23 protein-coding genes are annotated in these 22,762 nt (G+C 70.6%); 14 read left to right on the top strand and 9 right to left on the bottom strand.

Annotated features, from left to right (window positions below; translation table 11 throughout):
• Positions 1-10: 10 nt before the first annotated feature.
• A complete protein-coding gene (locus EJK15_RS09645; RefSeq protein ID WP_138710033.1) occupies positions 11-1,183 on the top strand; it encodes a hypothetical protein in 1,173 nt (390 codons plus the stop codon).
• 106 nt (positions 1,184-1,289) lie between these two features.
• Here the strand turns inward: EJK15_RS09645 and EJK15_RS77120 are convergent, their stop codons facing one another.
• On the bottom strand, positions 1,290-3,599 hold the full coding sequence (locus EJK15_RS77120; RefSeq protein ID WP_338089855.1) for a GH1 family beta-glucosidase: 2,310 nt from the start codon (positions 3,597-3,599) through the stop codon (positions 1,290-1,292).
• Positions 3,600-3,743: 144 nt separating this feature from the next.
• Here EJK15_RS77120 and EJK15_RS09655 point away from each other — a divergent pair, with 144 nt between their 5' ends.
• The 5 genes from EJK15_RS09655 (at position 3,744) to EJK15_RS09675 (ending at position 7,833) form a co-directional block, all read left to right on the top strand.
• The gene (locus tag EJK15_RS09655; protein WP_138710035.1) at positions 3,744-4,229 is read left to right on the top strand and encodes an Lrp/AsnC family transcriptional regulator; all 486 of its coding nucleotides are present in this window, start codon (positions 3,744-3,746) and stop codon (positions 4,227-4,229) included.
• A gap of 123 nt (positions 4,230-4,352) precedes the next feature.
• Positions 4,353-5,150 (top strand): dimethylargininase, encoded by a 798-nt coding sequence (gene ddaH / locus EJK15_RS09660; protein ID WP_138710036.1) that lies wholly within the window; start codon positions 4,353-4,355, stop codon positions 5,148-5,150.
• 1 nt (position 5,151) lies between these two features.
• Positions 5,152-6,372: an ornithine--oxo-acid transaminase gene (rocD, locus tag EJK15_RS09665; protein ID WP_138710037.1), complete on the top strand. Its 1,221-nt coding sequence runs from the start codon at positions 5,152-5,154 to the stop codon at positions 6,370-6,372.
• Between the two features lie 247 nt (positions 6,373-6,619).
• Complete coding sequence (locus EJK15_RS09670) at positions 6,620-6,985, top strand: hypothetical protein (protein WP_138710038.1); 366 nt, start codon at positions 6,620-6,622, stop codon at positions 6,983-6,985.
• Positions 6,982-7,833, top strand: coding sequence for a hypothetical protein (locus EJK15_RS09675; protein WP_138710039.1), 852 nt, complete (start codon positions 6,982-6,984; stop codon positions 7,831-7,833). The genes EJK15_RS09670 and EJK15_RS09675 overlap by 4 nt, the downstream gene beginning before the upstream one ends.
• Before the next feature lie 88 nt (positions 7,834-7,921).
• Here EJK15_RS09675 and EJK15_RS09680 read toward each other — a convergent pair whose 3' ends face one another.
• Both EJK15_RS09680 and EJK15_RS09685 read right to left on the bottom strand, forming a co-directional pair.
• The gene (locus EJK15_RS09680; protein WP_138710040.1) at positions 7,922-8,638 is read right to left on the bottom strand and encodes a class I SAM-dependent methyltransferase; all 717 of its coding nucleotides are present in this window, start codon (positions 8,636-8,638) and stop codon (positions 7,922-7,924) included.
• 21 nt (positions 8,639-8,659) lie between these two features.
• Positions 8,660-10,231: an alkaline phosphatase D family protein gene (locus EJK15_RS09685; RefSeq protein WP_171074201.1), complete on the bottom strand. Its 1,572-nt coding sequence runs from the start codon at positions 10,229-10,231 to the stop codon at positions 8,660-8,662.
• Positions 10,232-10,450: 219 nt separating this feature from the next.
• Between EJK15_RS09685 and EJK15_RS09690 the strand changes: the two genes are divergently transcribed.
• The 7 genes from EJK15_RS09690 (at position 10,451) to EJK15_RS09720 (ending at position 15,436) form a co-directional block, all read left to right on the top strand.
• A complete protein-coding gene (locus tag EJK15_RS09690) occupies positions 10,451-11,728 on the top strand; it encodes a Glu/Leu/Phe/Val family dehydrogenase (RefSeq protein ID WP_138710041.1) in 1,278 nt (425 codons plus the stop codon).
• A gap of 74 nt (positions 11,729-11,802) precedes the next feature.
• The gene (locus tag EJK15_RS09695; protein WP_138710042.1) at positions 11,803-12,021 is read left to right on the top strand and encodes a hypothetical protein; all 219 of its coding nucleotides are present in this window, start codon (positions 11,803-11,805) and stop codon (positions 12,019-12,021) included.
• A gap of 182 nt (positions 12,022-12,203) precedes the next feature.
• Positions 12,204-12,539 (top strand): hypothetical protein, encoded by a 336-nt coding sequence (locus EJK15_RS09700; protein WP_138710043.1) that lies wholly within the window; start codon positions 12,204-12,206, stop codon positions 12,537-12,539.
• Positions 12,529-13,110, top strand: coding sequence for a carboxymuconolactone decarboxylase family protein (locus EJK15_RS09705; protein WP_138710044.1), 582 nt, complete (start codon positions 12,529-12,531; stop codon positions 13,108-13,110). The genes EJK15_RS09700 and EJK15_RS09705 overlap by 11 nt, the downstream gene beginning before the upstream one ends.
• 198 nt (positions 13,111-13,308) lie before the next feature.
• On the top strand, positions 13,309-13,554 hold the full coding sequence (locus EJK15_RS09710) for a hypothetical protein (RefSeq protein ID WP_206060748.1): 246 nt from the start codon (positions 13,309-13,311) through the stop codon (positions 13,552-13,554).
• Positions 13,551-14,555 (top strand): acetamidase/formamidase family protein, encoded by a 1,005-nt coding sequence (locus EJK15_RS09715; RefSeq protein ID WP_138710045.1) that lies wholly within the window; start codon positions 13,551-13,553, stop codon positions 14,553-14,555. The genes EJK15_RS09710 and EJK15_RS09715 overlap by 4 nt, the downstream gene beginning before the upstream one ends.
• A gap of 56 nt (positions 14,556-14,611) precedes the next feature.
• Positions 14,612-15,436 carry a trypsin-like serine peptidase gene (locus EJK15_RS09720; protein WP_138710046.1) on the top strand — a complete coding sequence of 275 codons (825 nt, stop codon included), beginning with the start codon at positions 14,612-14,614 and terminating at the stop codon, positions 15,434-15,436.
• Here the strand turns inward: EJK15_RS09720 and EJK15_RS09725 are convergent.
• Genes EJK15_RS09725 through EJK15_RS09735 form a run of 3 tightly spaced genes read right to left on the bottom strand, consistent with a single transcriptional unit; the run spans position 15,420 to position 17,571 of the window.
• Positions 15,420-16,307 carry a Gfo/Idh/MocA family protein gene (locus EJK15_RS09725; protein ID WP_138710047.1) on the bottom strand — a complete coding sequence of 296 codons (888 nt, stop codon included), beginning with the start codon at positions 16,305-16,307 and terminating at the stop codon, positions 15,420-15,422. The two genes, EJK15_RS09720 and EJK15_RS09725, sit on opposite strands and share 17 nt — an antisense overlap.
• A complete protein-coding gene (locus EJK15_RS09730; protein ID WP_138710048.1) occupies positions 16,304-17,215 on the bottom strand; it encodes an NAD-dependent epimerase/dehydratase family protein in 912 nt (303 codons plus the stop codon). The genes EJK15_RS09725 and EJK15_RS09730 overlap by 4 nt, the downstream gene beginning before the upstream one ends.
• A 2-nt stretch (positions 17,216-17,217) precedes the next feature.
• On the bottom strand, positions 17,218-17,571 hold the full coding sequence (locus tag EJK15_RS09735; protein WP_138710049.1) for a YrdB family protein: 354 nt from the start codon (positions 17,569-17,571) through the stop codon (positions 17,218-17,220).
• 117 nt (positions 17,572-17,688) lie between these two features.
• Between EJK15_RS09735 and EJK15_RS09740 the strand changes: the two genes are divergently transcribed.
• Entirely contained in the window at positions 17,689-18,387 is a 699-nt protein-coding gene (locus EJK15_RS09740) for a TetR/AcrR family transcriptional regulator (RefSeq protein WP_138710050.1), read from the top strand.
• A gap of 27 nt (positions 18,388-18,414) precedes the next feature.
• Here EJK15_RS09740 and EJK15_RS09745 read toward each other — a convergent pair whose 3' ends face one another.
• Genes EJK15_RS09745 through EJK15_RS09755 form a run of 3 tightly spaced genes read right to left on the bottom strand, consistent with a single transcriptional unit; the run spans position 18,415 to position 22,746 of the window.
• Positions 18,415-19,005 (bottom strand): TetR/AcrR family transcriptional regulator, encoded by a 591-nt coding sequence (locus EJK15_RS09745; RefSeq protein ID WP_138710051.1) that lies wholly within the window; start codon positions 19,003-19,005, stop codon positions 18,415-18,417.
• A 10-nt stretch (positions 19,006-19,015) separates the two neighbouring features.
• Positions 19,016-21,373, bottom strand: coding sequence for a PEP/pyruvate-binding domain-containing protein (locus EJK15_RS09750; protein ID WP_138710052.1), 2,358 nt, complete (start codon positions 21,371-21,373; stop codon positions 19,016-19,018).
• The gene (locus EJK15_RS09755) at positions 21,370-22,746 is read right to left on the bottom strand and encodes an MDR family MFS transporter (protein WP_138710053.1); all 1,377 of its coding nucleotides are present in this window, start codon (positions 22,744-22,746) and stop codon (positions 21,370-21,372) included. Before EJK15_RS09755 ends, EJK15_RS09750 begins: the two co-directional genes overlap by 4 nt.
• Positions 22,747-22,762 lie beyond the last annotated feature (16 nt).

Consider the following 22,762-nt stretch of genomic DNA (forward strand, 5'->3'; position numbering starts at 1 on the left):
TGGAGGCCGGATGCGCTTCATTCGCCGGAAGCAGGACGAACCTCTCGAGCCTGGCCAGGTCACCCGCATCACGCCTGCCGTCGCGTACGACGGCGACCTCTACCACCTGCCCGACTGGCCGCGTCGGCGCCGTGAGGAGCGCGAGCTGGGCCGCGCGCACGCGGCCGACGGGCAGATCGACACGCTGACGCTCCAGACCGGCAGCGTGCCGCGCTTCCACGAGCTGGAGGACGAGCGGCTGGCCGAGTTAGCCGAGCTGGACGAGCGTACCGAGCAGGAGATCCAGCAGGCGCGGGCCGAGTTCGAGGCCCAGAAGATCAGGCTCGCGGAGTCGCAGCGCGCGTTCGGGGAGGCGCGCAAGGCCCTCGATGACAGCCAGCGCCGCGTCACGGAGCTGGAGCAGCCGAGCAAGCGGCCCGGCGACGGCCGGCCCAGCTCGATCGCGATCTCCGGCAGCCACTGGCCGCTCATCCGCCGCTGGCTGCCCGCCGCGCTCCTCCTGCTGCTCCTGCTGATCGTCGAGGTCCCGATCCTCTACCAGGTGATCCTGAGCTGGGGCGACAGCGTCGCGATGACCGCGCTGCTGGCCGCGGGCGCCGCCTTGATCATGCTGGTCGCGCCCCACATGTACGGGAGGACGTTTCGGTCCTGGCAGGAGCACGGCAGCTCGGCCAAGGGCCGCTGGCTGCTGATCGGCGTGGCGGTCGTCTGGCTCGGCCTCATCGTCGCGGTGGCCGTGCTGCGCCGGGACGCCCTGGTCAAGCCGCTGATCGTGGACGGCCAGGAGATCGGACCCACGTCGGAGGGCGTGGGCACGCTGCCCACCATGATCCTGCTCCTCGCCCTCCTCGTCGCGACCGCGCTCATCGCCGCCGATCTGGGGCGTCGGATGCACAATCCCAACGACCGCCGGCTGCGGGAGCTGCGGGCCAAGCGCGACGCCGAGGCCGCCGTCTCCGCCGCCGCCCAGGCCGCCTACCAGCGCGACGCCGGCTACGCGGAGAGCATCGCCCAGTACCTCCAGGCGGTGGACCGCCGCAAGGCCAGCCGTCTGCGCCAGCTGGACAGCGGCTTCGACAGTCTGGCCACCGCGTACCTCGGGGGCGTGGTCGAGGGACTCAAGGATCCGGAAGCGGCCAGCTGGGCCGAGCGCATCGTGCTGCGCCGCCGCACCCGCTCCTGACCGCCGCATCCGGTTGCCGAGCCCATCGTGCCGCGGTTGAGCCTGCGGCACGTGTCTCACATCGCGATCTTCCGAAATCTTTCTACGCCGGATTCTCCGGGGGCGGTCAGGTGGAATCCCGGACCACGACGCGGGCGGGCAGGACGACGGACTCGGTGTGCCGGCCCTCCAGCCGCGACAGCAGCAGCCGCGCGACCGCCAGCGCCTGGTCCGCGACCGGGACGCGGACGGTGGTGAGCCCCGGCGTGGTGGCCGAGGCGGCGTCGATGTCGTCGAAGCCGACGATCGCCAGGTCCTCCGGCACCCGCCGCCCGGCCTCCCGCGCCGCCTGCAGCGCCCCGATGGCGAGCTGGTCGCTGGCGGCGAAGACGGCGTCGAGGGCGGGCTCGTCGCCGAGGAGCCGCCGGGTCGCCACCGCGCCCGACGACCGGGTGAGGTCCGCGAGCGCCAGCAGCGGCTGCAGGCCGGCGCGCCCCAGCGCGGTCCGGTGGCCGGCCATGCGGTCCTGCATGGCGACCAGGTCCAAGGGGCCGCAGATCATGCCGATCCGGCGGCGCCCGCGGGACAAGAGGTGCTGGGTCGCGGCCTGCGCGCCGCCGGCGTTGTCGACGTCCGCGTACGGCACCATCGAGGCGATCGCGGGCTTGCCCAGCAGCACGATCGGCACGCCGGTGCGGGAGAGCCGCTCGGCCAGCGTGTCGCCCCGGTCGGGCGGCAGCAGCACGACGCCGTCCACCAGGCGCGCCTCCACGTGCTGGACGATGCGCCGGTGGCTCTCGGCCGTGTCCGCGAGCATGAGTGTGATCTGCTTGCCCGCGCCCTCCAAGAGGCTGGTGACGTACTGGGCGACGGCGGCCGTGAGCTGGTCGCCGCCCTGCCTGGGGACGGACAGGACCAGCGCGATCGCGTTGGTGCGGCGCGTGACCAGGCTGCGGGCGGCCGCGTTGGGCACGTACCCCAGCTCCCTGACCACCCGCAGCACCGCCTCGCGGGCCACGGGGCTCACCGACGCCTCGCCGTTGACCACGCGCGAGACCGTGGCCCGGGAGACGCCGGCGCGGGCGGCCACGGTCTCCAGGGTGGGGCGCTTGGGGCCGGTCTCGGTCAGGCCGTTGCGCTTGATGACGTCGCGGTACCACAGCGCGCTGTCCTTGAGCCGCCGCCGCTGAGTGGCGAAGTCGACGTGGACGAGGCCGAACTTGCGCTGGTAGCCGTCGACCCATTCGAGGTTGTCGAGCAGCGTCCAGACGAGGTATCCGCGGACCTTGACGCCCTCCTCGACGGCCGAGCGCACGGCGCGCAGGTGCTCCTCGATGAAGCTGATGCGCTCCACGTCGTGGATGCCGTCGGCGGTCACCACGTCGACGAAGTCCGCGCCGTTCTCTGTGATCATCAGCTCGGTCTCGGGGAACTCCGAGGCCAGGCGGCGCAGCAGCAGGGACAGGCACCCGGGGACGATGGGCCAGCCCATGGCGGTGACCGCCGTGGGCACCGTGCAGAAGAGCACGCCCTCGCTTCCGGGGAAGGCCGCGTCGGCGGGCTCGCTGGGCTGCGCCTGCACGACCAGCGGGGTGTAGTAATTGACGCCGAGCAGGTCGACGGGCTGGGCGATGAGCTCCAGGTCGCCGTCGCGCACGTGGCCGAGGCCCGCGGTGCGCTCGATGATCGGCAGCAGGTCGGCCGGGTACGCGCCGCGCAGCATCGGGTCCAGGAACTGCCGGTTGGCCAGGGCGTCGATCCTGGCCACGGCCTCGGCGTCCTCGGCCGGCAGCGGCCTGCCGAGGTCGCTCACCTGGGCGGGCGTCACGACGGGCGAGATGTTGAGCACGGCGCCCACCTTCGACGCCCCGGCCGCGCGCAGCGCCTGGGCGCCGAGCCCGTGCGCGAGCAGCAAATGGTGGGCGCTCAGGAACGCCTCTGCGGCCGATTTCCGCCCCGGCGCGTGAATGCCGGAGCCGTGGCCGAGAAAGGCCGCGACCCACGGCTCGTTGACCGTGAACCAGGTGTCGACCCGATCTCCCAGCCGCTCGTAAACAGCTCTGGCGTAATCGGCGAAATGGTGGGCGGTATCCCGGGCCGGCCAGCCGCCGGCGTCCTCCAGAGCCTGCGGCAAATCCCAATGATAAAGCGTCGCATAAGGCGTGATGCCCGCGTGGAGCAGCTCGTCGAGCAGCCTGTCGTAAAAGTCGAGCCCCGCCGGGTTCACCTTGCCGGCCCCGTCGGGAAACACTCGGGGCCAGCTCACCGAGAACCGGTAGGCGGCCATTCCCAGGTCTTTCATCAGCCGCACGTCTTCGGGATATCGGTGGTAATGGTCGCACGCCTCGGCGCGGTCTGCGGAAAAGGTGTCCCAAATGGACAGCCCGCGGCCGTCGGCGGACGTCGCCCCCTCGATCTGGAACGCTGACGTCGACACTCCCCAGACGAAACCCTCAGGGAAACGTGCGGTGCTCGTTGTTGAGCTCATTCTGGCGAAGACCCTCCGGTGAAGCTTCAGAGCGTCCAGTCTCTCGCGCGCCGCTCATCGCGCGCCAGACTGGCCAGGCTGTATACAGAGCGCGTGGAACTGGACCGGCTCGATCGTGACATCATCGCGGCGCTCGTCGACGACGCCCGCGCGACCTATGCGGAGATCGGCCATCAGGTGGGGCTGAGCGCGTCGGCGGTCAAGCGGCGGGTGGACCGGCTGCGCGAGAGCGGGGCGATCACCGGGTTCAGCGCTCGGGTGTCGCCGCAGGCGCTCGGCTGGACGACCGAGGCTTACGTGGAGCTGTTCTGCCAGGGCAAGACCAAGCCGTCGGACATCGCGCTGGCCGTGGCCAAGTTCCCGGAGGTGGTGGCGGCGGCCACGATCACCGGCGAGGCGGACGCGCTGCTGCACATCAGGGCGACGGACGTACGGCATGTGGAGCGGGTGATCGAGCGCATCGCGGCGCAGTCGTTCGTGGTGCGGACCAAGAGCTCCATCGTGCTGTCGCGGCTGATTGACACCCCTCCCGGGACGGTCGTGCCGGAGCCGCGCAACGGATCATCGCCTCCCGGCTGATATAAGCAACAGACCCGCGCCAACACGCAATGCCGACCGCTGGCCTGCACAAACATGCGTTCTTAGGCTGTCTCCGTCCCCTCAGAACGGGATATCCGCCTATAAATTTCGACGGAGAACTGCATGCCCAAACACTTCCTCATGTGCCGTCCGGACTACTTCACGGTCGAGTACGCGATCAACCCGTGGATGCATCCCGAGGCCGGCGCGGACCGCGACGTGGCGGTCCGGCAGTGGGAGGGCCTGAAAGCGGCGTACGAGGAGCTCGGCCACCAGGTCAGCCTGATCGACCCGATCGAGGGGCTGCCCGACATGGTGTTCGCCGCCAACGGCGCGCTGGTCGTGGGCGGGCGCGTCTACGGCGCCAGGTTCGCCTACCCGCAGCGCGGCCCCGAGGGACCGGCCTACCTGCGCTGGTTCACCGAGCGCGGCTACCCGGCGCTGGAGGCGGAGCACGTCAACGAGGGCGAGGGCGATTTCCTCACGCTCGACGAGGTCGTCCTCGCCGGCACCGGTTTCCGCACGGACGTGGCGGCCCACCAGGAGGCGCAGGAGTACCTGGGCCGCCCGGTGATCTCCCTCACGCTGGTGGATCCCCGCTTCTACCACCTCGACACGGCGCTGTTCCCGCTCGACGGCCGCAACGTCGCCTACTACCCGGAGGCGTTCTCCGCGGGCAGCCAGGCGGTGCTGCGCCGGATGTTCCCCGACGCGGTGCTCGCGACCGCCGAGGACGCCGAGGTGCTGGGCCTTAACGCGGTCAGCGACGGCACGAACGTGGTCATCAACGCCGAGGCCTCCAACCTCCAGCTGGAGCTCAAGCGCCGCGGCTACGAGGTGATCCCGATCCAGCTGTCGGAGCTGCGCAAAGCGGGCGGGGGCCCCAAGTGCTGCACACTGGAGATCAGGGGGGAGAACTGACATGACCAGCAGCGCAGAACTGATCGAGTTGAGCGAGCGCCGCAGCGCACACAACTACCATCCGCTGCCCGTCGTGATCCACGAGGCGCACGGCGCCTGGGTCACCGACGTGGACGGCAGACGATACCTGGACTGCCTGTCCGGCTACTCGTCGCTCAACTTCGGCCACGGCAACCCGAAGATCATCGAGGCCGCTCAGGAGCAGTTGCAGAGGCTGACCCTGACCAGCCGGGCCTTCTACCACGACCAGTTCGCGCGGTTCTGCGCCGGGCTCGGCGACCTCACGGGCAAGGACATGATCCTGCCCATGAACACCGGCGCCGAGGCCGTCGAGACCGCCATCAAGGTGGCGCGCAAGTGGGGCTACGAGGTCAAGGGCGTGGAGCCGGACCAGGCCAACATCATCGTGATGGAGAACAACTTCCACGGCCGCACCACCACGATCGTCAGCTTCTCCACCGACCCGGAGGCGCACGACAACTTCGGCCCGTACACGCCGGGCTTCCGGCTCGTCCCCTACGGCTCCATCGACCCGATCAGGGAGGCCGTCGACGCCAACACCGTCGCCGTGCTGGTCGAGCCGATCCAGGGCGAGGCCGGGGTGCTGGTGCCGCCGGACGGGTACCTGAGCGACATCCGCGCGCTCTGCTCGGCCGAGGGCATCCTGATGGTCGCCGACGAGATCCAGTCGGGGCTGGGGCGTACCGGGCAGACGTTCGCGTGCGACTACGAAGGGGTCGTGCCCGACATCTACGTCCTGGGCAAGGCGCTCGGCGGCGGCGTCGTGCCGGTGTCGGCCATCGCGGCGAACCGGGACGTGCTCGGGGTCATCCACCCGGGGCAGCACGGGTCCACGTTCGGCGGGAACCCGCTGGCGTGCGCGGTCGGCAACGCGGTCATCGAGATCCTCGCCACAGGCGAGTTCCAGGCCAGGGCCGCCAAGCTGGGCGAGGTGCTGCACACCCGGCTGCGCGAGCTGATCGGCAAGGGCGTGGTGGAGGTGCGCGGGCGCGGGCTGTGGGCCGGCGTGGACATCGATCCGTCGCTGGCCACGGGGCGGGAGCTGTCGAAGGCGCTCATGAAGCGCGGCGTGCTCGCCAAGGACACGCACGGGTCCACGATCCGGCTCGCGCCGCCGATCGTCGTCTCCGAGGACGATCTGCTCTGGGGCATCGATCAGCTCGCCGATGCCCTCTACGAGATGAAGGACAACAAGCTCTAGATCCTTTACGGTGGAGCCGAGCAGGGCCCAGCCACCATGCGTGGCTGGGCCCTGTCCAGGGAGACGCTCCTCCGGTTCACGGGGACCGGCAGCGACAGCCGGTGCGCGATCGTCCCGGCGGCGGTCATCCCCGGCAATGGGGACAGAAGGCCCAAGATCGGCGAGCGATTGACAATCGTGATGACATCTTGCCAAGATCAGCATCTCCTGGCGGGGGTGGTTCTCGCCTATCCATAGAAGAGGGCAGATGAAGAAACTCGCGGTTGCGGGGCTCGCGCTCGTCGCGTCGTTCTCCGTGCTCACCGTCACCCCGGCCGAAGCGAGCTTGGCCAGGAACCTCATCACGTTCTGGGAACACGACGACTATCAGGGCACACGTAAGGATTTCACGTGTGCCACCCAGGAGAGCGAATACCTGGGCGCTCTCGAGAACCAGGCGAGCTCGATGGCGAACGCGTCCTACTCAGGCGTCGACCTCTACAGCGGTGACAACCAGACCGGCGTCAGGTACTACGCGGCGCCGCGCAGCAACGACAGCGACTTCACCAACAACGGTTTCGACAACACCGTCGAATCCCTCCGGTTCAGGAAAGTCCCCTGCGACGTACCGTGATCGCTGGACGATGGGCGTGGGGCTGCGTGACGCTGGCGCTGATATCCAGCGCCGCATGCGCGGCTCCCGCCCCCCGGACCGCCTCGAAAGCAAACGAGCTGCCCGTCATTGACCCGTCCGCCGAAGCACGGGCGCTTCACCTGCCGTTCGACGCCTACAAGCGAACCGAGACGGATATCGAACGCATAGAGCGGGCAGCGGACGTCCTCACCAGCCAGTGCCTCCAGGAGAAGGGGTACAGCCGGCCGGCCCTCCCCGGGGTCACCATGATCGAAGCACCCAACCGCCGCCGCTACGGCGTCATAGAACCCCTGGTCGCCAAGCGGACGGGCTATCGCGCCCCGCTCACCTCGGCCGAGAAGGAACGAGACCGGGCGGACCGGGCACGCGGTGGCTACCGCGACGCGGCGGAGAGAGCGGCGGCACACAACTGCCTCCAGGAGAGCCTGGGCCGCGTCTACGTCGACGGCGCCGATTCGCCCCTTCTGGCGCGCCTGGAGCGGGAGATCTTCGAAAAGACCCGGATGAACGACCTCCAAGTCCGATCAGCTCTCGATGAGTGGCGGTCGTGCATGCGCACCCGCGGCCAGAAAGAGTACGCCGACCCCTTGGCCGCCGCCGCCGACGACCGGTGGCAGGACCCGGGGTCGGCGAAAGCCGAAACGGCCGCCGCGGTCGCCGACGTCGAATGCAAGAAGGAGACGGACCTCGTCGAGGTCTGGCACCGCACGGAGGAGAAGCTCCAAACCGCCGCCATGAAACAGCACCCCGCCGACTTCGACCAGGTCCGCCAGGCACTCGGAAAGGAACGCGCCGAGGCCACCCGCATCGTCCAGAGCACCAAGTAATCGCGGCGAGTGCCTGACCGCCTGCTGCCTGATGGTGTCGTTCCCGCACGCCAGAGCTCGGGTTCCCACTCTTTCCGCAGGTGTCGCCTCAGTCCGTCAGACGCCACGTCTCCATGCTCTCGGGGGCGTCCTGCCTGGCGAATCCCGCCGCCTCCAGCTCGGCGACCAGGCGCTCCCCGGTCGGCCAGTGGTTCGTGGAGAGCACTTCGTCCTCGCTGATCGCCACACCGTGCTGCCTGATCCGGTAGACGAAGCGTGAGGTGACGCTCTCGCCGGCGACTTCCAGCACCTGGCCGGCGATCTCGTACGTGTGCCTGCCGACCTGGTAGGACCCCATGACCTCCAGCTCTCCCGGAACCCGGGCGGACCGCTCGCGCCAGTTGAAGACCAGCAGCCCGCCAGGCTCCAGCTGCCTGGCCAGCACCCGCCACAGCTCCTCGCGCTCGGGCGAGGAGAAGCTCTGCAGCACCGAGACCATCACGATGGCCTCGACCGGCTCGTCCACCTCCACGTCCAGCGCCCCGCACGGCAGCACGGTCACCCGGCTCAGCAGCTCCGGGTCCTCCGCCAGCCGGTTGACCAGGACGGAGCGCATGCCCAGCGACGGCTCGACGGCGTAGATCTCCGCAGGCGTCTCCCGGGCGATCAGCCTGGTGATCAGGCCGGTGCCCGCGCCGATCTCGATGACGCTCCGAGCCACGCCCTTGAGCAGCGGCGGCAGCAGCTCGCGGACCAGCGGCACGTGCCCGTCCTCGTGCCACAGGTCGTAGAAGGGCACGGCGAGAGAGTAGTGGTCTTCATTCACAGCGACGGACGATAACCATTTTCACTCCAGGTGTACAGAGTCGATGGGCTTGACGGTGCCGTCGCGCGACTCGTACCACGTCACCTGGTCGGGGAGGGTGAGCGTGGCGAGGGCGTTCTGGAACCACGGGCCCTTGGTGACCCGCCACCTGAACGGCGGCCGCGGGATGCCCGCAAGCCGCGCCAGCAGGCCGCCCACCAGCGTGGCGATCGAGAACTGGGTGAACACGTTGGCCCAGCGCAGCAGAGGGCTGAGCGGGTTGCGGATGGGCGAGCAGACCACCTGGTAGACCCGCCCCGGGTTGGCCTTGGCGAGGTAGGAGTAGTGGACGTCGCCCGAGAGGATCACCACCGGCTTGCCGAGCCGCACCAGCAGCCTGGCCAGGTCGTCGAACGAGCGCCGGAACGCGGCCCAGTGCTCCAGGTCGATGGCCTGCCGGAACCTCTCCGACCACCGCCGCACCGTCGCGCCCCACTTTCCGTCACACAGGGCCTCGTTCCAGTTCTGCACGCCGTGCACGCCTTCGGGCAGCATGAACGGGATCGACGAGCCGATGATCAGGCGCTCTGCCGGGACGGCGACCTGCTCCTCGAGCCAGGCCCACTCCGCCGGGTCGAGCATGCGGCGGTTGCCGGGCGTGAGCTGCCTGGCGCACCGGGTGTCGACCATGATCAGCCGGGCGTGCCCGAGGTCGCGGGCGTAGCTCCAGCGGTTGCTCCCGGGCTCGGCGTCGGCCTTCTCGGCGAAGGCGTCCAGCGCGTCGCCGCCGTCGAGCCCTGCCCCGTCCGATCCTGCGTAGTCCAGCAGCGTGCGCAGCAGCGGGTCGGCGGCGCGCTCGGCGGGCGAGAGGTTGCCGAGGTGCTGGTAGACCCAGTACGCCCCCAGCCCGGCGACCACGCGGTGGCCCCACCAGCTCGTCCTGGCCATCTCCTCGCGCCAGGGCTGCGAGGTGTTCCAGTCGTCGCGCACGTCATGGTCGTCGAAGATCATCGCGGTCGGCACGGTGGACAGCAGCCAGCGGATCTCAGGCTCGGTCCACGCCTGGCGATAGAGCTCGGCGTACTCCTCAAAGTCGGCGATCTCGCCCTGCGGCGGCGTGCTCCTGCGCGCCCGGATGTAGGCAAGCATCTCGGGCGAGGGGTTGTCGGCGTAGACCTGGTCGCCGAGGAGCAGCAGCAGGTCCGGCCACTCCTCGTCGCCCGCCCGCGCGAGATGCTCGCCGTAGGAGCGCAGGACGTCCTCGCCGTGCGTACGCGCGTGCGCCGCGTCGTGCGGCACGCTGGTGCGACACGACCCGAACGCCAGCCGGCGGGCCCCTTCGGCGGGCAGCAGCCGGATCCGGCTCGGGGGGCGACCCGCCAGGGGCCATACCTGCTCCCCGCCGAGCTTCACGGAGTAGGAGGCGATATCCTGGGACAGCTCGACGAGATCCACGATCGCGTAGTGGTGACCGTGCACGGTGAAGGTAGGCGACCGGTAAGCCCTGCCGTCCGCCTCGACGGTGACCGTGCCGGGCTCGGCGGTCTCCACCCAGATCGAGGCGCTCACGGCGTCGACGTACCGCAGCATCGGCCCCACCACGAGTGCGGGCATTCAACCCCCCGATTTCGATGATTCGGCACGCTCTCGTCCGCAAGCCTGCCAGAGTGGCACGGTCCACAGCATCTCGATCAAGCGGCTTGGATTTTTTCCGACAACTAGGCAAGGTCAAACGCCCCGCTCTAGGATGATCTCGGACAACATCGCCCATAGGTGGAAGGCAATGGCGCTTTCCCCGCAAACAGGGCGTAAATAGCAGGAGGAATCTCTTCCATGAGCATCATGGTGCCGTCAAAGACGCCGGCCCTGATCACCCCGGGCCGCCAGGCCCTCGATTCGGCTCTCCATCAACTCGATCAGGCGAGCGAGCATCTCGGGCTCGACGACGGGCTCCGCACGGTGCTGGCCACGCCCCGCCGCTCGCTGACCGTCTCGGTCCCGGTGCGGCGCGAGGACGGGCGCCTGGACGTCGTCCAGGGCTTCCGCGTCCAGCACAACGTCTCGCGCGGCCCCGCCAAGGGCGGGCTCCGCTACCATCCAGCCACCGACATCCACGAGGTCACCGCGCTCGCGATGTGGATGACCTGGAAATGCGCGCTGGTCGGCATCCCGTACGGCGGCGCCAAGGGCGGCGTGGCCGTGGACCCTGCCGGGCTCACCACGCGCGACCTGGAGCGGCTGACCCGCCGCTACGTCAACGAGATCCTGCCGCTGATCGGCCCGGAGAAGGACATCCCTGCTCCCGACGTCGGCACCGACGAGCAGACCATGGCCTGGATCATGGACACCTACAGCGTCAGCGCCGGCTACTCGGTGCCCGGCGTGGTCACCGGCAAGCCGATGACGCTGGGCGGCTCGCTCGGGCGCACCGGCGCGACCTCGCGCGGCGTGCAGATCACCACGCTGGCCGCGCTCGGCCGCCCGCCCGAGGGCGTGACCGTGGCCGTGCAGGGGTTCGGCAAGGTGGGCGCGCCGGCCGCGCAGTACCTCGCCGACGCGGGCTGCAAGGTGGTGGCCGTCTCCGACCTCACCGGCGCCGTGTACGCGAGCGGCGGCCTCGACGTCGCCCGCCTGCGCACGTGGGCGGCAGAGACCGGGGGCGTGTCCGGCTACCATCACGCCGACGCGCTGTCCCACGAGGACCTGTTCGAGCTGGACGTGGACGTCCTGGTCCCGGCGGCGCTCGAAGGCGCGATCACGGAGGCGAACGCACCGCGGATCCGCGCCCGGCTGATCGTGGAGGGCGCCAACGGCCCCATCACGCCCGAGGCCGACGAGATCCTCGCCGCGAACGGCACCACGGTCGTGCCCGACATCCTCGCCAACGCGGGCGGGGTGATCGTGTCCTACCTGGAGTGGGTGCAGAACATGCAGGCCTACTCCTGGAGCTCAGGGGAGATCGAGAGCAAGCTGCGCGACCTCATGGCGAACGCGTTCGCCGAGGTCAAGTCGCTGGCCGCGGCGCGCGGGCTGACGCTCAGGCAGGCGGCGCACGTGATCGGCGTGGGCCGGGTGGCCGAGGCGCACCAGATGCGCGGGCTCTATCCCTGACCGCGACTTAAGTAGCACGGGGCCCGCCCAAGGTTCGATGCCGGGGCGGGTCCCGCGCTGGGATCGTGAGGGACATGAGAGGTCTCATCGGGTTCGTCTGCGTCATCGCGATCATCCAGGGGCTCGGCGGGTTCATCGGCCGGGTCTGGTTCGGCAACGAGTGGGGTTTCCTGGACCGGCTGGTGGACCTGCCCGTGCCGGGCTACCTGGGGGTGGCCCTGGCCGGCCTGGTGGTGCTGATCTGGTCGGAGGCCGCCAGGAAGCGCGGAGAGAAGTCAACGACCCAGGGCTGAAGCCCTGGGTTTGCGCCTCGCGGTCCGGTCTGGCCGACCGGCTCGGAACGCACTGAGCCGCCCGGCCTGCGGGTACATCCCTGTGGTCGGCTTTCTTCGGCTGCGTGTCGTATTCGGCGGCGCGCCAATCGTCTTGTACATGAGGGCAGATAGCCCAGGCTGCAAAGGAGGCGGAGGGCGCCGTGCCGGATGAGGACAAGAAGCGAGCAGCGCACCGAGCCCTGGTGGATCGCGTCCTGAACGGGGAGGGCAGGGCATCTGCCGAGCAGCGAGCGCGTGCCTTCACCAACGACGGCCTCTCCCCGCCGTTGGACGCGCTGATCGGCAAGGTCGCCGACAGGCCGGCGCAGGTCACTGAGGAGGACTTGGCTGCGGCAAAGGCGTCCGGCTGCACCGAGGACCAGCTTTTCGAGCTGGTGATATGCGCTGCGGTCGGCCAGTCCGCCCGGCTGTATGAAGCCGGACTGGCCGCCCTGGCCGAAGCGACCGTCAAGGAGAGGCCGGATCATGCGACTTGACATCCTCAACCACGGTTACGGCCCCGGAACCAAGCTGCTCTTCGCGCTCATCCGGCTGTTCTCCGGGCACCCGGTACCGGACGCCGCCAAGCTGGTCTTCTACCGGCCCGATTTCTACGGCGCCCGTGCCAAGGAGTTCACCCACGAGGCGATGCGCGGGCCGTCCGGCTGGTCGATAGGCGACCGGGAGCTGATGGCGGCCTACGTGTCCAAGGTGAACGAGTCCGCGTTCTGCGTCGGCGCGCACACCGCGACCGCAGGGCAGGCGTACCAGGACGGGCCACGGGTCGCGGCGGTGCTGGCCGATCTGGAATCGGCCCCCGTCGACGGGCCGCTGCGGGCAACGCTGCGGATGCTCGGCAAGCTGACCCTGGAGGGAAAGGTCGGCGCCGAGGACATGCGGGAAGTGCTGGCCGCCGGTGTCTCACCCGAGCAGGTCAAGGACGCGCTGGCGGTCTGCGCCGCCTTCAACACGACCAACCGGCTCGCCGACGCCTTCGGGTTCGAACTGCTCAGCACCGAAGGCTTCGAGGCAGGAGCCAAATACCTGCTCAAGCGGGGTTACCGATAGCCCGCGCAGCGCGAGCCGCGATCGCGCGGTCCTCGAGCACGTCAACGACCTCCTGGCCCGCAACACCTGGTGCGGGTCACCACGAACGTTCGCCGGGTCTGGTGACAGTCCGGTCGAGGTCCGTGGCGTGCGGCGGGGCAAGCCGGTCACGCCCTGACCGCGTGGTCGAGCGCGGCCTCGCTGGTCAACTTCGGCGCTATGACCGCGTTCCTGCTGCTGCACCTCTCCGTGGTGGTCCACTACGTGATCCGGCAGCGCAGCAGGAACTGGTGGGCGCACCTGATCGCACCGGTCGTCGGCTTCGCCGTCCTGGTGGCCGTCGTGTACAACCAGAACGTCCACGCCCAGTGGGTCGGTGGCATCTGGCTGGCCGTCGGCCTGATCGTCCTCGGCATCACCTACGCCGTCGGCCGCAAACCCGTCCTACCTACGGAGGTCAAGTGAACGTCGTGTCCTACCGCCCCGCGCCGGAAGAGCTGAGCTACACCTTTGGCGGACGCCCGCCGGTGGGCAAGATCAATCCGGGCACGATCCTGGAGCTCTACACCGAGGACTGCTTCGGCGGCCTGGTCAGGAGCGTGGCGGACCTGCCGTCGCGGGTGTGCGAGTTCCCCTACCTGAATCCCGTGACGGGGCCGTTCCACGTGGCGGGCGCCGAGCCGGGCGACACGCTGGCGCTGCACTTCGTCAAGATCACGCCGGCCAGGGACTGGGCGGTGTCGACGACGTTCCCCCACTTCGGGGCGCTGACCAGCACGCATGCCACGGCCACGCTCCAGCCGCCGCTGGAGGAGCGGGTCTGGCGCTACGACATCGACCTCGAGCAGGGCGTGGCCGTCTACCATGCGCGCAACAGCGACTTCAGCGTGGCGCTGCCGCTCGACCCGATGCACGGCACGGTCGGTGTGGCCCCCGCCGCGAACGAGGCCCGCATGACCATCACCCCCGACGCGCACGGCGGGAACATGGACACCCCCGAGCTGCGCGCGGGCGTCACCGTCTACCTGGGCGTCAACGTCGAGGGCGGGATGTTCTCGATCGGCGACGGGCACGGGCTGCAGGGGCACGGCGAGGTCTGCGGCACGGCCGTGGAGTCGGCCATGAACACGGTGGTGGCAGTGGAGCTGATCAAGGGCGTGGCCACGCCGTGGCCTCGGCTGGAGAACGACCTGCACCTGATGTCGACGGGCTCGGCCCGGCCGCTGGAGGACGCGTACCGGATCAGCCAGCACGACCTGGTCACCTGGACGTCGGAGCTGACCGGGCTGGACACGCTCGACGCCTACCAGCTGGTCAGCCAGGCCGGGCAGGCGCCGGTGGGCAACGTGTGCGACACCAACTACACGATGGTCGCCAAGATCCCCAAGGTGTATCTCGGGGACACGGCGGTCTACGAGTCCGCGCATGCCCGCCTGCGGGCTCTCGGTGCCCAGTACACAAGTTAAGTAAACCCGAATGTCGCAGGTCAGAGCACTGATCATCTTCTGCTAACAGTGGGAGGGTGCTCAGGTTGGTGCTGTCCCTCGTCCTGCTCGATCCAGCCGCCGTCGCCGAGGTGTCGCAACGTAACATCCCCGTTCCCCGCGTGCTGACCCCCCACGGCGACCGCCTGGGCTACGCCCCGGTCCCGCGCCCCTACACGGGGGCGCGGCGGCTCACCGGCGTGCTGATCGGCCGCGATCCCGTCGCGCGGAGGGACGTGATGTGCGGGGGCACGGTGCTCGGCTCGCGCAGCCGCAGCCTGGTGCTGACGGCGGCGCACTGCCTCTATCACCAGGGCCGGCCGCTCAAGCACCTCACCTTCCTGCCCGGCTACGACCAGGGACGGCCGCTGCTGGGGGTGTGGCCGGTCGTGCGGGCGTGGGTGCCGGCGCGGTGGCGGAACCGGCCGTTCTCGCCGAAGCTGCTGCCGTACGACATCGGGCTGGTCGGCGTGGAAGGCCGCAAGCGCCCGCTGGAGGCCGTGACCGGGCGGGGCCTGCGGCCGCTGCCGACCGCCAGGGGCACCATGATGCGCGGACTCGAACTGCTCGGCTACCCGGCGGGCAAGGGGTACCAGGAGCTACAGCTGCACCGGTGCCTGGGCGACACGGTCGAGGCCGTCTCGTGGGGGCCGGGGCTGATGGTCACGCGGAACTGCCACGCCACCGCGGGCGGCAGCGGCGGGCCCGCCCTGTACGGCGGCGCGGTGGCGGGCGTCGTGTCGTCGTCCAGCCCGCTGCGCGACGCGAAGGGGTACACCGTGCTGACCAGGCTGGGCGGCGGGCCCTTCCAGCGGATGTTCGCCAGGGCCGACCGGGCGATGCGGCTCAGGCGGCCTGGCTGACGATCTCCTCACAGAGGGCGTGCGTGATCAGGGCGTCCTCCGCGCCGATCCGGCGGCCCTCGCGGACGGCGGCGAGGAACTCCAGGCAGATCTGCTCGATGCCGCGCTGCCTGGCCACCGGGACCCAGTCGGGGCGTCGGGTGAGGACCTCGCCGCCCCGGTAGTCGATCACGTCGCCGAGGTTGACCACGCGGCGCTTGACGCCGTCGCCCATGACCTCGCAGGACTCCTCGCTGACGCCGTTCACCCGGTTCATGACGCCGATGGCGGTGCAGCCTTCGCCGGACAGCTCCAGCACGATGTGCTCGATCAGGCCGTCCTTGACGCGGGTCCTGATCGTGGTGCCGGTGGCCGTTTCCGGTAGCAGGAACCTGAGCGTGTCCACCACGTGGACGAAGTCGTCGAAGATCGCCCGGCGGGGGTCCTCGGCGTGGTCGTCGCGGTTCTTCTCCATCAGGACGAGGTGACGGGGAAGGGCGGCGAGCGCGGCGTAGCCAGGGGCGTAGCGCCGGTTGAAGCCCACCATCAGCGACCTGTCCTCGGCCTTCGCCAGCCGTACGAGGCGCTCGGACTCCTCCAGCGTGTACGCGATCGGCTTGTCGACGTAGACGTGGATCCCGGCGCTGAGCAGCGACTCGACGATCTCCGCGTGGGCGTCGGTGGCGGCGTGCACGAATGCCGCGTCGACCCCCGCCTTGATCACCTCGTCCACACTCACCGACCGGCCGGCGATCCTGTAGGCGTCGCCGAGCCGGTCGAGACGGGCGCTGTTGCGGGTGCAGAGGTGCAGGTCGAGGGCGGGCTGGGCGGCGAGCACGGGAAGGTACGCCTTCTCCGCGATGTCGCCCAGGCCGATCATGGCTATCTTCACGCGTCGAGCGTAGCCTTGAGCGCCTCGTCGATCGGCGTGGGCGCCACGCCGAAGGTGCGCTGGAAGGCCGCCGAGTCGAGCACGTAGGGCGAGGTGAACTGGTATCGGGTGTGCCGCAGCTCGCCGATCATGGGCGAGAACAGGCCCACCGCCCGCAGCACCGGCCAGGGCAGCTGCGTCATCCGGGGTGCGGGGCGGCCGAGCAGCGCGGCCATCCGCTCCCCCATCTGCCGGAAGGTCAGCGGCTCTGCCGTGGGCACGTGCCAGGGCCTGCCCCAGGCCCGCTCGTCGCGGCCGGCCGTGATCAGCGCGTCGGCGACGTCGGGCAGGTAGGTCCAGCTGTGCGGCACGTCGGCCGGAAAGATGAGCTGGATGGTCTTGCCCGCCTTGAGCGGCGGGATGAACCGGTCGCCCAGGTAGGACTGGTCGGTGGCGCCGGGCCCGAAGTAGTCCGAGCCGCGCACTTCGGTCACCCGGATCCGGCCGGCCTCGTGGGCGGCCAGCGCGTCGGCCCACATCTTCGTCCGCACCTGGGCCTTGGGGTTGGTGGAGGCGAGCGGGAGGTCCTCGGTCATCGGGACCGAGACCGGCCCGTACGGGTAGAGGTTGCCGAGCATCGCGTAGACGGCGCCGCTCGCCTCGGCGGCGGCCAGGAACGACTCGGCCATCGGCGGCCAGTCGGTGAGCCAGCGGTGGTACTGCGGGTTGACGCAGTTGTAGAGGACGTCGGCCCCCTTGGCGACCTCGATGAGCCGGGCCTTGTCGGCCACGTCGGCAGCGACCTTGATCGTCCCGGCGGGGCCGCGGCCCGAGCGGGTCACGACGGTGACCTCGTACCCCTGGGCGACGAGCTTGGTGGCCACGTGGGTGCCGACCTGGCCGGAACCCACGACGATGTGCTTACCCATGATCAAACCTGCTTCCAGACGATGCGGAGGACCGCATTGAGAATGAAGAGCGCGTAGAAGACGACGGCGGAGGTGGCCAGGCCGGAGGCGTAGAGCGCCAGCGCGCCGCCGCCGAACCAGAGGATCTCCAGTGCGGCGCGGGCCAGGCCGGTGAGCGGGAACGTGGCGTTCACACCGCCGCCCGCTCCGAACAGCGCCCACGCGGCCACGAACAGCGCCGGGCCGCCGAGCCCGGCCAGCAGCTTGACGCCCCAGTTGGGGCTCAGCGTGAAGCCCCAGTACGCCACGGAGACCAGCACGCCGAGCTCCAGGAGGAACATCAGAAGACTGTTGGCGTTCTTGGCAAAGTGGAGCATTGGGGCCTCCGGGAGGTGACTGCCGTTCGCTTACGAGAGCAATGCTCTCTCAAAAGAGCACGATTCGTCAAGAGCGGTGCTCTCGTTTCTTCGCAGTGCTCTGGTAACCTGCTGTGCATGACAGCCAGCCGTACCGCCAGAGAACGGGTCAGGGCGGAACTCACCAGAGAGATTACTGACATCGCGCGCCGTCAGCTCGCCACCGAGGGCGCCGGCGGCCTGTCGCTGCGTGCCGTGGCGCGGGAGATGGGCATGGTCTCCTCGGCCATCTACCGATATTTCGCCAGCCGCGATGACCTGCTCACCGCGTTGATCATCGACGCCTACAACGCGCTCGGGGAGACCGTGGAGCAGGCCGACGCCGGCTGCCCCCGGGAGGACTTCCTGGGCCGGTGGCTGGCCGTCTGTCACGCCGTGCGCGACTGGGCCCTGGCACACCCGCATGAGTACGCCCTGCTGTACGGCTCGCCCGTGCCGGGCTACCAGGCGCCGCAGGACACCATCCCTGCGGCCGTGCGCGACACGATCGTGCTCGGGCACATTCTGTCGGAGGCCCACCATGCCGCGGCCCTCACCCCGGCACAGCCGGCTCCCCCTCCCCCGCCCTCGCTCCACGCGGATGCCGACACCGTCCGCGCCTTCATCCCCGACGTTCCTGACGACGTGATCTTCCGCGGCGTGACGGGGTGGACCGCCGTGTACGGCTGGGTCAGCTTCGAGCTGTTCGGCCAGTTCAACAACGCGATCGAGGACCGCCGCACCGCCTTCGACCACTCGATGCGGCTCATGGCCGCGATGATGGGGCTTGCTCGGTGACGAGCGGCGCAAGCCGTACAGGGGGGCTCAGCCGCGGGTCAGCAGCGGTACGAGGACCTCGTCCACGATCTGGACGACGAGCTCGTCCGGGATGGGCGGGCCGTTGAAGAGGAAGTGGTGGCGCAGCAGCGCGTGCCCGGCGTCGAGGCGACGCGGGGTGACGGCCTCCGGGTCGACCTCGCCGCGCTCGACGGCACGCTGGACGACCTCCTCCATCGTCTTCCTGCCCATGCCCTGGGAGGTCCTGCGCATGGAGTTCAGCGGGGACCCGCTGCTGAGCGCCTCGCCCAGCAGCCCGCGCAGCGCCTCGCCGGCGGGCCCCGACAGGGCCTGCCTGACGTGGCCCAGCAGGGCCACCAGGTCGTCGCGCAGGTTGCCGGTGTCGGGCACGGATCCGGGGAGGAGCAGCGTGTTGCGGACCGCCTCCATCACCAGCTCGATGCGGGTCGGCCAGCGCCGGTAGAGCGACGCCTTGCTGGCCCTGGCCCGCTCGGCCACGCGTTCCATGGTCAGCCCGGCGTAGCCGCTCTCGGCCAGCTCGTCGAGCGTGGCCTGGTAGATGGCGGCGCTGAGCGCCTCGCCCCGGCGGCGCGGCAGTTTGCGGTGGTCGGTGACCATGGCATGCATCCTAGGCAGCCGACGTGACCGTGCCGGTGTCGCCGTCCACGGTGACGAGACGGCCGTCCTCGAGCACGGACGTGCCGGTGCCGGTGCCCATGACGGCCGGGATGCCGTACTCCCTGGCCACGATCGCCGCGTGCGACGCGGCGCCGCCGCTGTCCACGACCACGGCCGCGGCCTGCTGGAACAGCGGCGTCCACGAGGGGTTCGTGTAGGGGCAGACGAGCACGTCGCCGCCGTCGAGCTTGCCGAACTCGGCCGGCTCCCTGATCACCTTGACCGGCCCGGTCGCGACGCCGCCGGCGGCGGGCGATCCGGCGACGAGCGCGTCGCCCATCTCGCGGGCGGGGAAGACCGCGGCGTGATCGATGAGCCGCACGCCGGCCAGCTCCTCGCGCTTGACCGCCCGCGCCCGGGCGACCTCGCGCAGCCGATCCCGGTCCGCGCCCGGCAGCGTGGACGCGTCGCCGATCGACTCCAGCTCCTCCAGCCGCAGGTGGAAGACGTCCTCGGGCCGGTCGAGCACACCCGCGTCGCGCAACCGCCGCCCCAGCTCGACCAGCGATCTGCGGAGGATGGGCTGCGGCATCGTGAAGGAGAAGTGGCTGTCCTCGCGGAAGGCCGTGCCCGCGCGGGCGGCCTCGACCCAGCGCCGCATCCTGGCGCGGCGGCGCGGGGAGCGCAGGAGCGGGTGGGCGAGCAGGCGTTCCAGCGCGTCGTCGCCCTCTTTCCGCGGGGGCGGCTCGGCGGCCAGCACCCTGATCAGCCCGAGGACGGTCTCCGGATCGTCCGACCACGTGGGCGGCGTGACGAGGATGGGGCTGGCGGTCTCGCGGTGGCCGTACTCGGCCATGAACTCCTCGAACGCGGCCCGGAACTCGGCGGGCGGCGGGTCGGCGTCGAGCGCGCCGGTGCGCCTGGCCAGCTCGGCCAGCCGCGTCAGCGCCTGGTTGGCCTCGGTGGTGCGGGTGACCGCGCCGAACATCAGGCCGCCGAAGAGCTTGCCGCGGCGCAGCAGCTTGAGCGCCAGCAGCAGGCGCAGCAGCGCGAGCCCGGTGCCCGGCAGGTAGTCGATGCGCAGGCCGGCCACCGGCGCCACCAGGGCGAGCGCCTGCCGGGGCACGCGGATCAGCTCGGGCCACGGCATCGCGGCCAGGTCGCGGGCGGCCAGCTGCCGGACCGCCGCGAGGTAGTCGAGGAAGCGCCGGTCCTCGGTCCAGCGGGCCGGGTCGTACCGCCTGGCCTTGGTCACGATGCGGAACGGCGCGGCGAGCACCCCGATCGATGGGTGCGGCTTCGGCGGTATGAGGGCGTAGACGACGCCGTCCTCCTCGCGCAGGAACCCCTCGAACCCACGGCGGAGGCCGAAGGCGCCGGTCACCTTGCCCATCAACCCGGCCGGGCCGTATGGCAGCCAGGTCGTCGTGTCGATCGGGTACGGCCGCACGGGCAGGTATTCGAGCAGCACGCCGGCGAGGCGGCGCTGGATCGGGTTGAGCCTGCCGACCGGGGGCGGCGGCAGCGCGGTCATGGGCCGGGCCTGCAACAGGTGCACCCGGCCGCCCGCATAGGCCCACTCGATGTCCTGCGGGCGCCCGAAGTGGCCGGCGACCCGCCTGCCCAGGGCGGCCAGCTCCTGGACCACCGCGTCGGGCAGCCGCTCCACGGCGGCGCCGGTCTCCCGGGCGACACCACCGCCGGCCATGCCCCGGATGACCACCTCGCGGCGGCCGGGCGTGAAGTCCACCCCGCCCGCGGCGTCGACGACGTAGTGGTCGGGCGTGACCAGGCCGGACACGACGGCCTCACCCAGGCCGCTGCTGGCGTCGATCACGAGGTGGGTGCGGTCGCCGCTGACCGGGTTCGCGGTGAACATGACGCCCGCCGTGTCCGCCTCGACCATGCTCTGCACGACCACCGCGATGCTGACCTCGGAGTCGTGGATGGCGAGCCGGGCGCGGTAGGCGACGGCGCGGTCGGTCCAGAGCGAGCCCCAGCAGCGGCGTACCGCGTCGAGCAGGGCCTCCTCGCCGACGACGTTCAGGTAGGTGTCCTGCTGGCCGGCGAACGCGGCCCCCGGCAGGTCCTCGGCAGTGGCGCTGGACCGCACCGCCACCGGGCCCGCTCCGAGCGCGGCGTAGGCGTCGGCGATCGCCTGCCGCAGCTCGCCGGGGAGCTCGATCTGCTCGAAGTACGCCCGCGAGGTGTGGCCCTGGGCGACGAGGTCGAAGGCGTGCGTGGTGACGACGAAGCCGCCGGGGACGGGGAAGCCGTTCTTGACGAGCTCGCCCAGGTTGGCGCCCTTGCCTCCCGCCAGCACCAGGTCGCCGCGGCCGAAGCTGTTCAGGGGTGCGACGAGCTTCACGTGGTCTCCTCGACATAGGCTTTGGTACGCAGCGGGCGCGCCGGCAGGACCAGCGCGAGGACGAAGGCCACGGCCAGCAGCGGCGCCATGGCGGCGAAGATCGGGGGCACGGCCTCGGCGAACGCGTCACGGACGCCGTCGGGCAGGTCGGACGACCCTGTGGAGGCGATCCCGGTCCTCAAGGTGATCAGCGCTCCCACCAGCGCGACCCCGGCCGACGCGCCGATCTGGCGCAGGAACGTGACCGACGAGGTGGCGGTGCCGAGGTCGGCGTACTCGACGGCGTTCTGCGCGGCCAGCACCATGACCTGCATGACCAGCCCGACCCCGAGCCCGGTCAGCAGCATCGCACCCGCGAGCGCGATCGGCGAGTCCCCCGCGAGCGCGATCAGCCCGAGCCCGATCGCGGCCGCGGCGGTGCCGGCGACGGGGTACGGCTTGTACACCCCGGTCCGGGTGATCAGCCGCCCGGACACGATCGTGGTGAGGAGCACGCCGCCCATGAGCGCGGTCACCAGCAGCCCCGCCTGCGTCGCGCTGGAGCGCAGCGCGATCTGCAGGTACGCGGGCATGTAGGTGATCGTCCCGAACAGCGCGAACCCGATGAGCAGGCTGATCGACACGGGCACCGCGAAGGCCCGGTCGCGGAACAGCCGCAGCGGGAGGATCGGGTCCTTGGCGAAGCGAGCGCTGACCAGCCACGCCACCAGCCCGGCGGCGGCCACCAGCAGGAAGGCGGGGTTCCTGGTCTGGCCCACCATGACCACGCCCACGACGGCGACGGCCAGCGTGAGGGCGCCCGCGACGTCGAGCGGCGCCCGCGACTGCGGCCTCGGCAGGTGCAGCGTGACGCTCAGCACGATCAGAGCCAGCAGGCCGAGCGGCGGGTAGATGGCGAAGATCCACCGCCAGCCCGGCCCGTCGATGAAGAGCCCGCCGATCAGCGGCCCGCCCACGGCGGCCACGACGTAGGCGGCGCCGATGAAGCCGAGGTAGCGGCCCCGCTCACGGGGGCTCACGACCTCTCCGATGATCGCCTGTGCGCCGATCATGAGCCCGCCGCCGCCCAGGCCCTGGATCGCGCGGAAGGCGATGAACTGCGGCATCGATGTGGCCACCGCGCACAGCACGGCGCCGGTGACGAACACGACGATGGCGACCTGCATGGTGGGCTTGCGGCCGTACCTGTCGCCGAGCTTGCCGTAGACGGGCATGACGACGGTGGCGGCGACGAGGTAGGCGCTGATCACGGCGGGCATCTGGTCGAGCCCGCCAAGGCTCCCCGCCACGGCGGGCAGCGCGGGCGCCATGATCGTCTGATCGAGCGCGCCCAGCAGCATCGCCAGTATCAGACCCGACAGCGTGAGGCGCATGGACACCGCTCCTTAG

This window comes from Nonomuraea basaltis (assembly GCF_005893125.1).
In the GTDB taxonomy this organism is placed as follows: Bacteria; Actinomycetota; Actinomycetes; order Streptosporangiales; family Streptosporangiaceae; genus Nonomuraea; species Nonomuraea basaltis.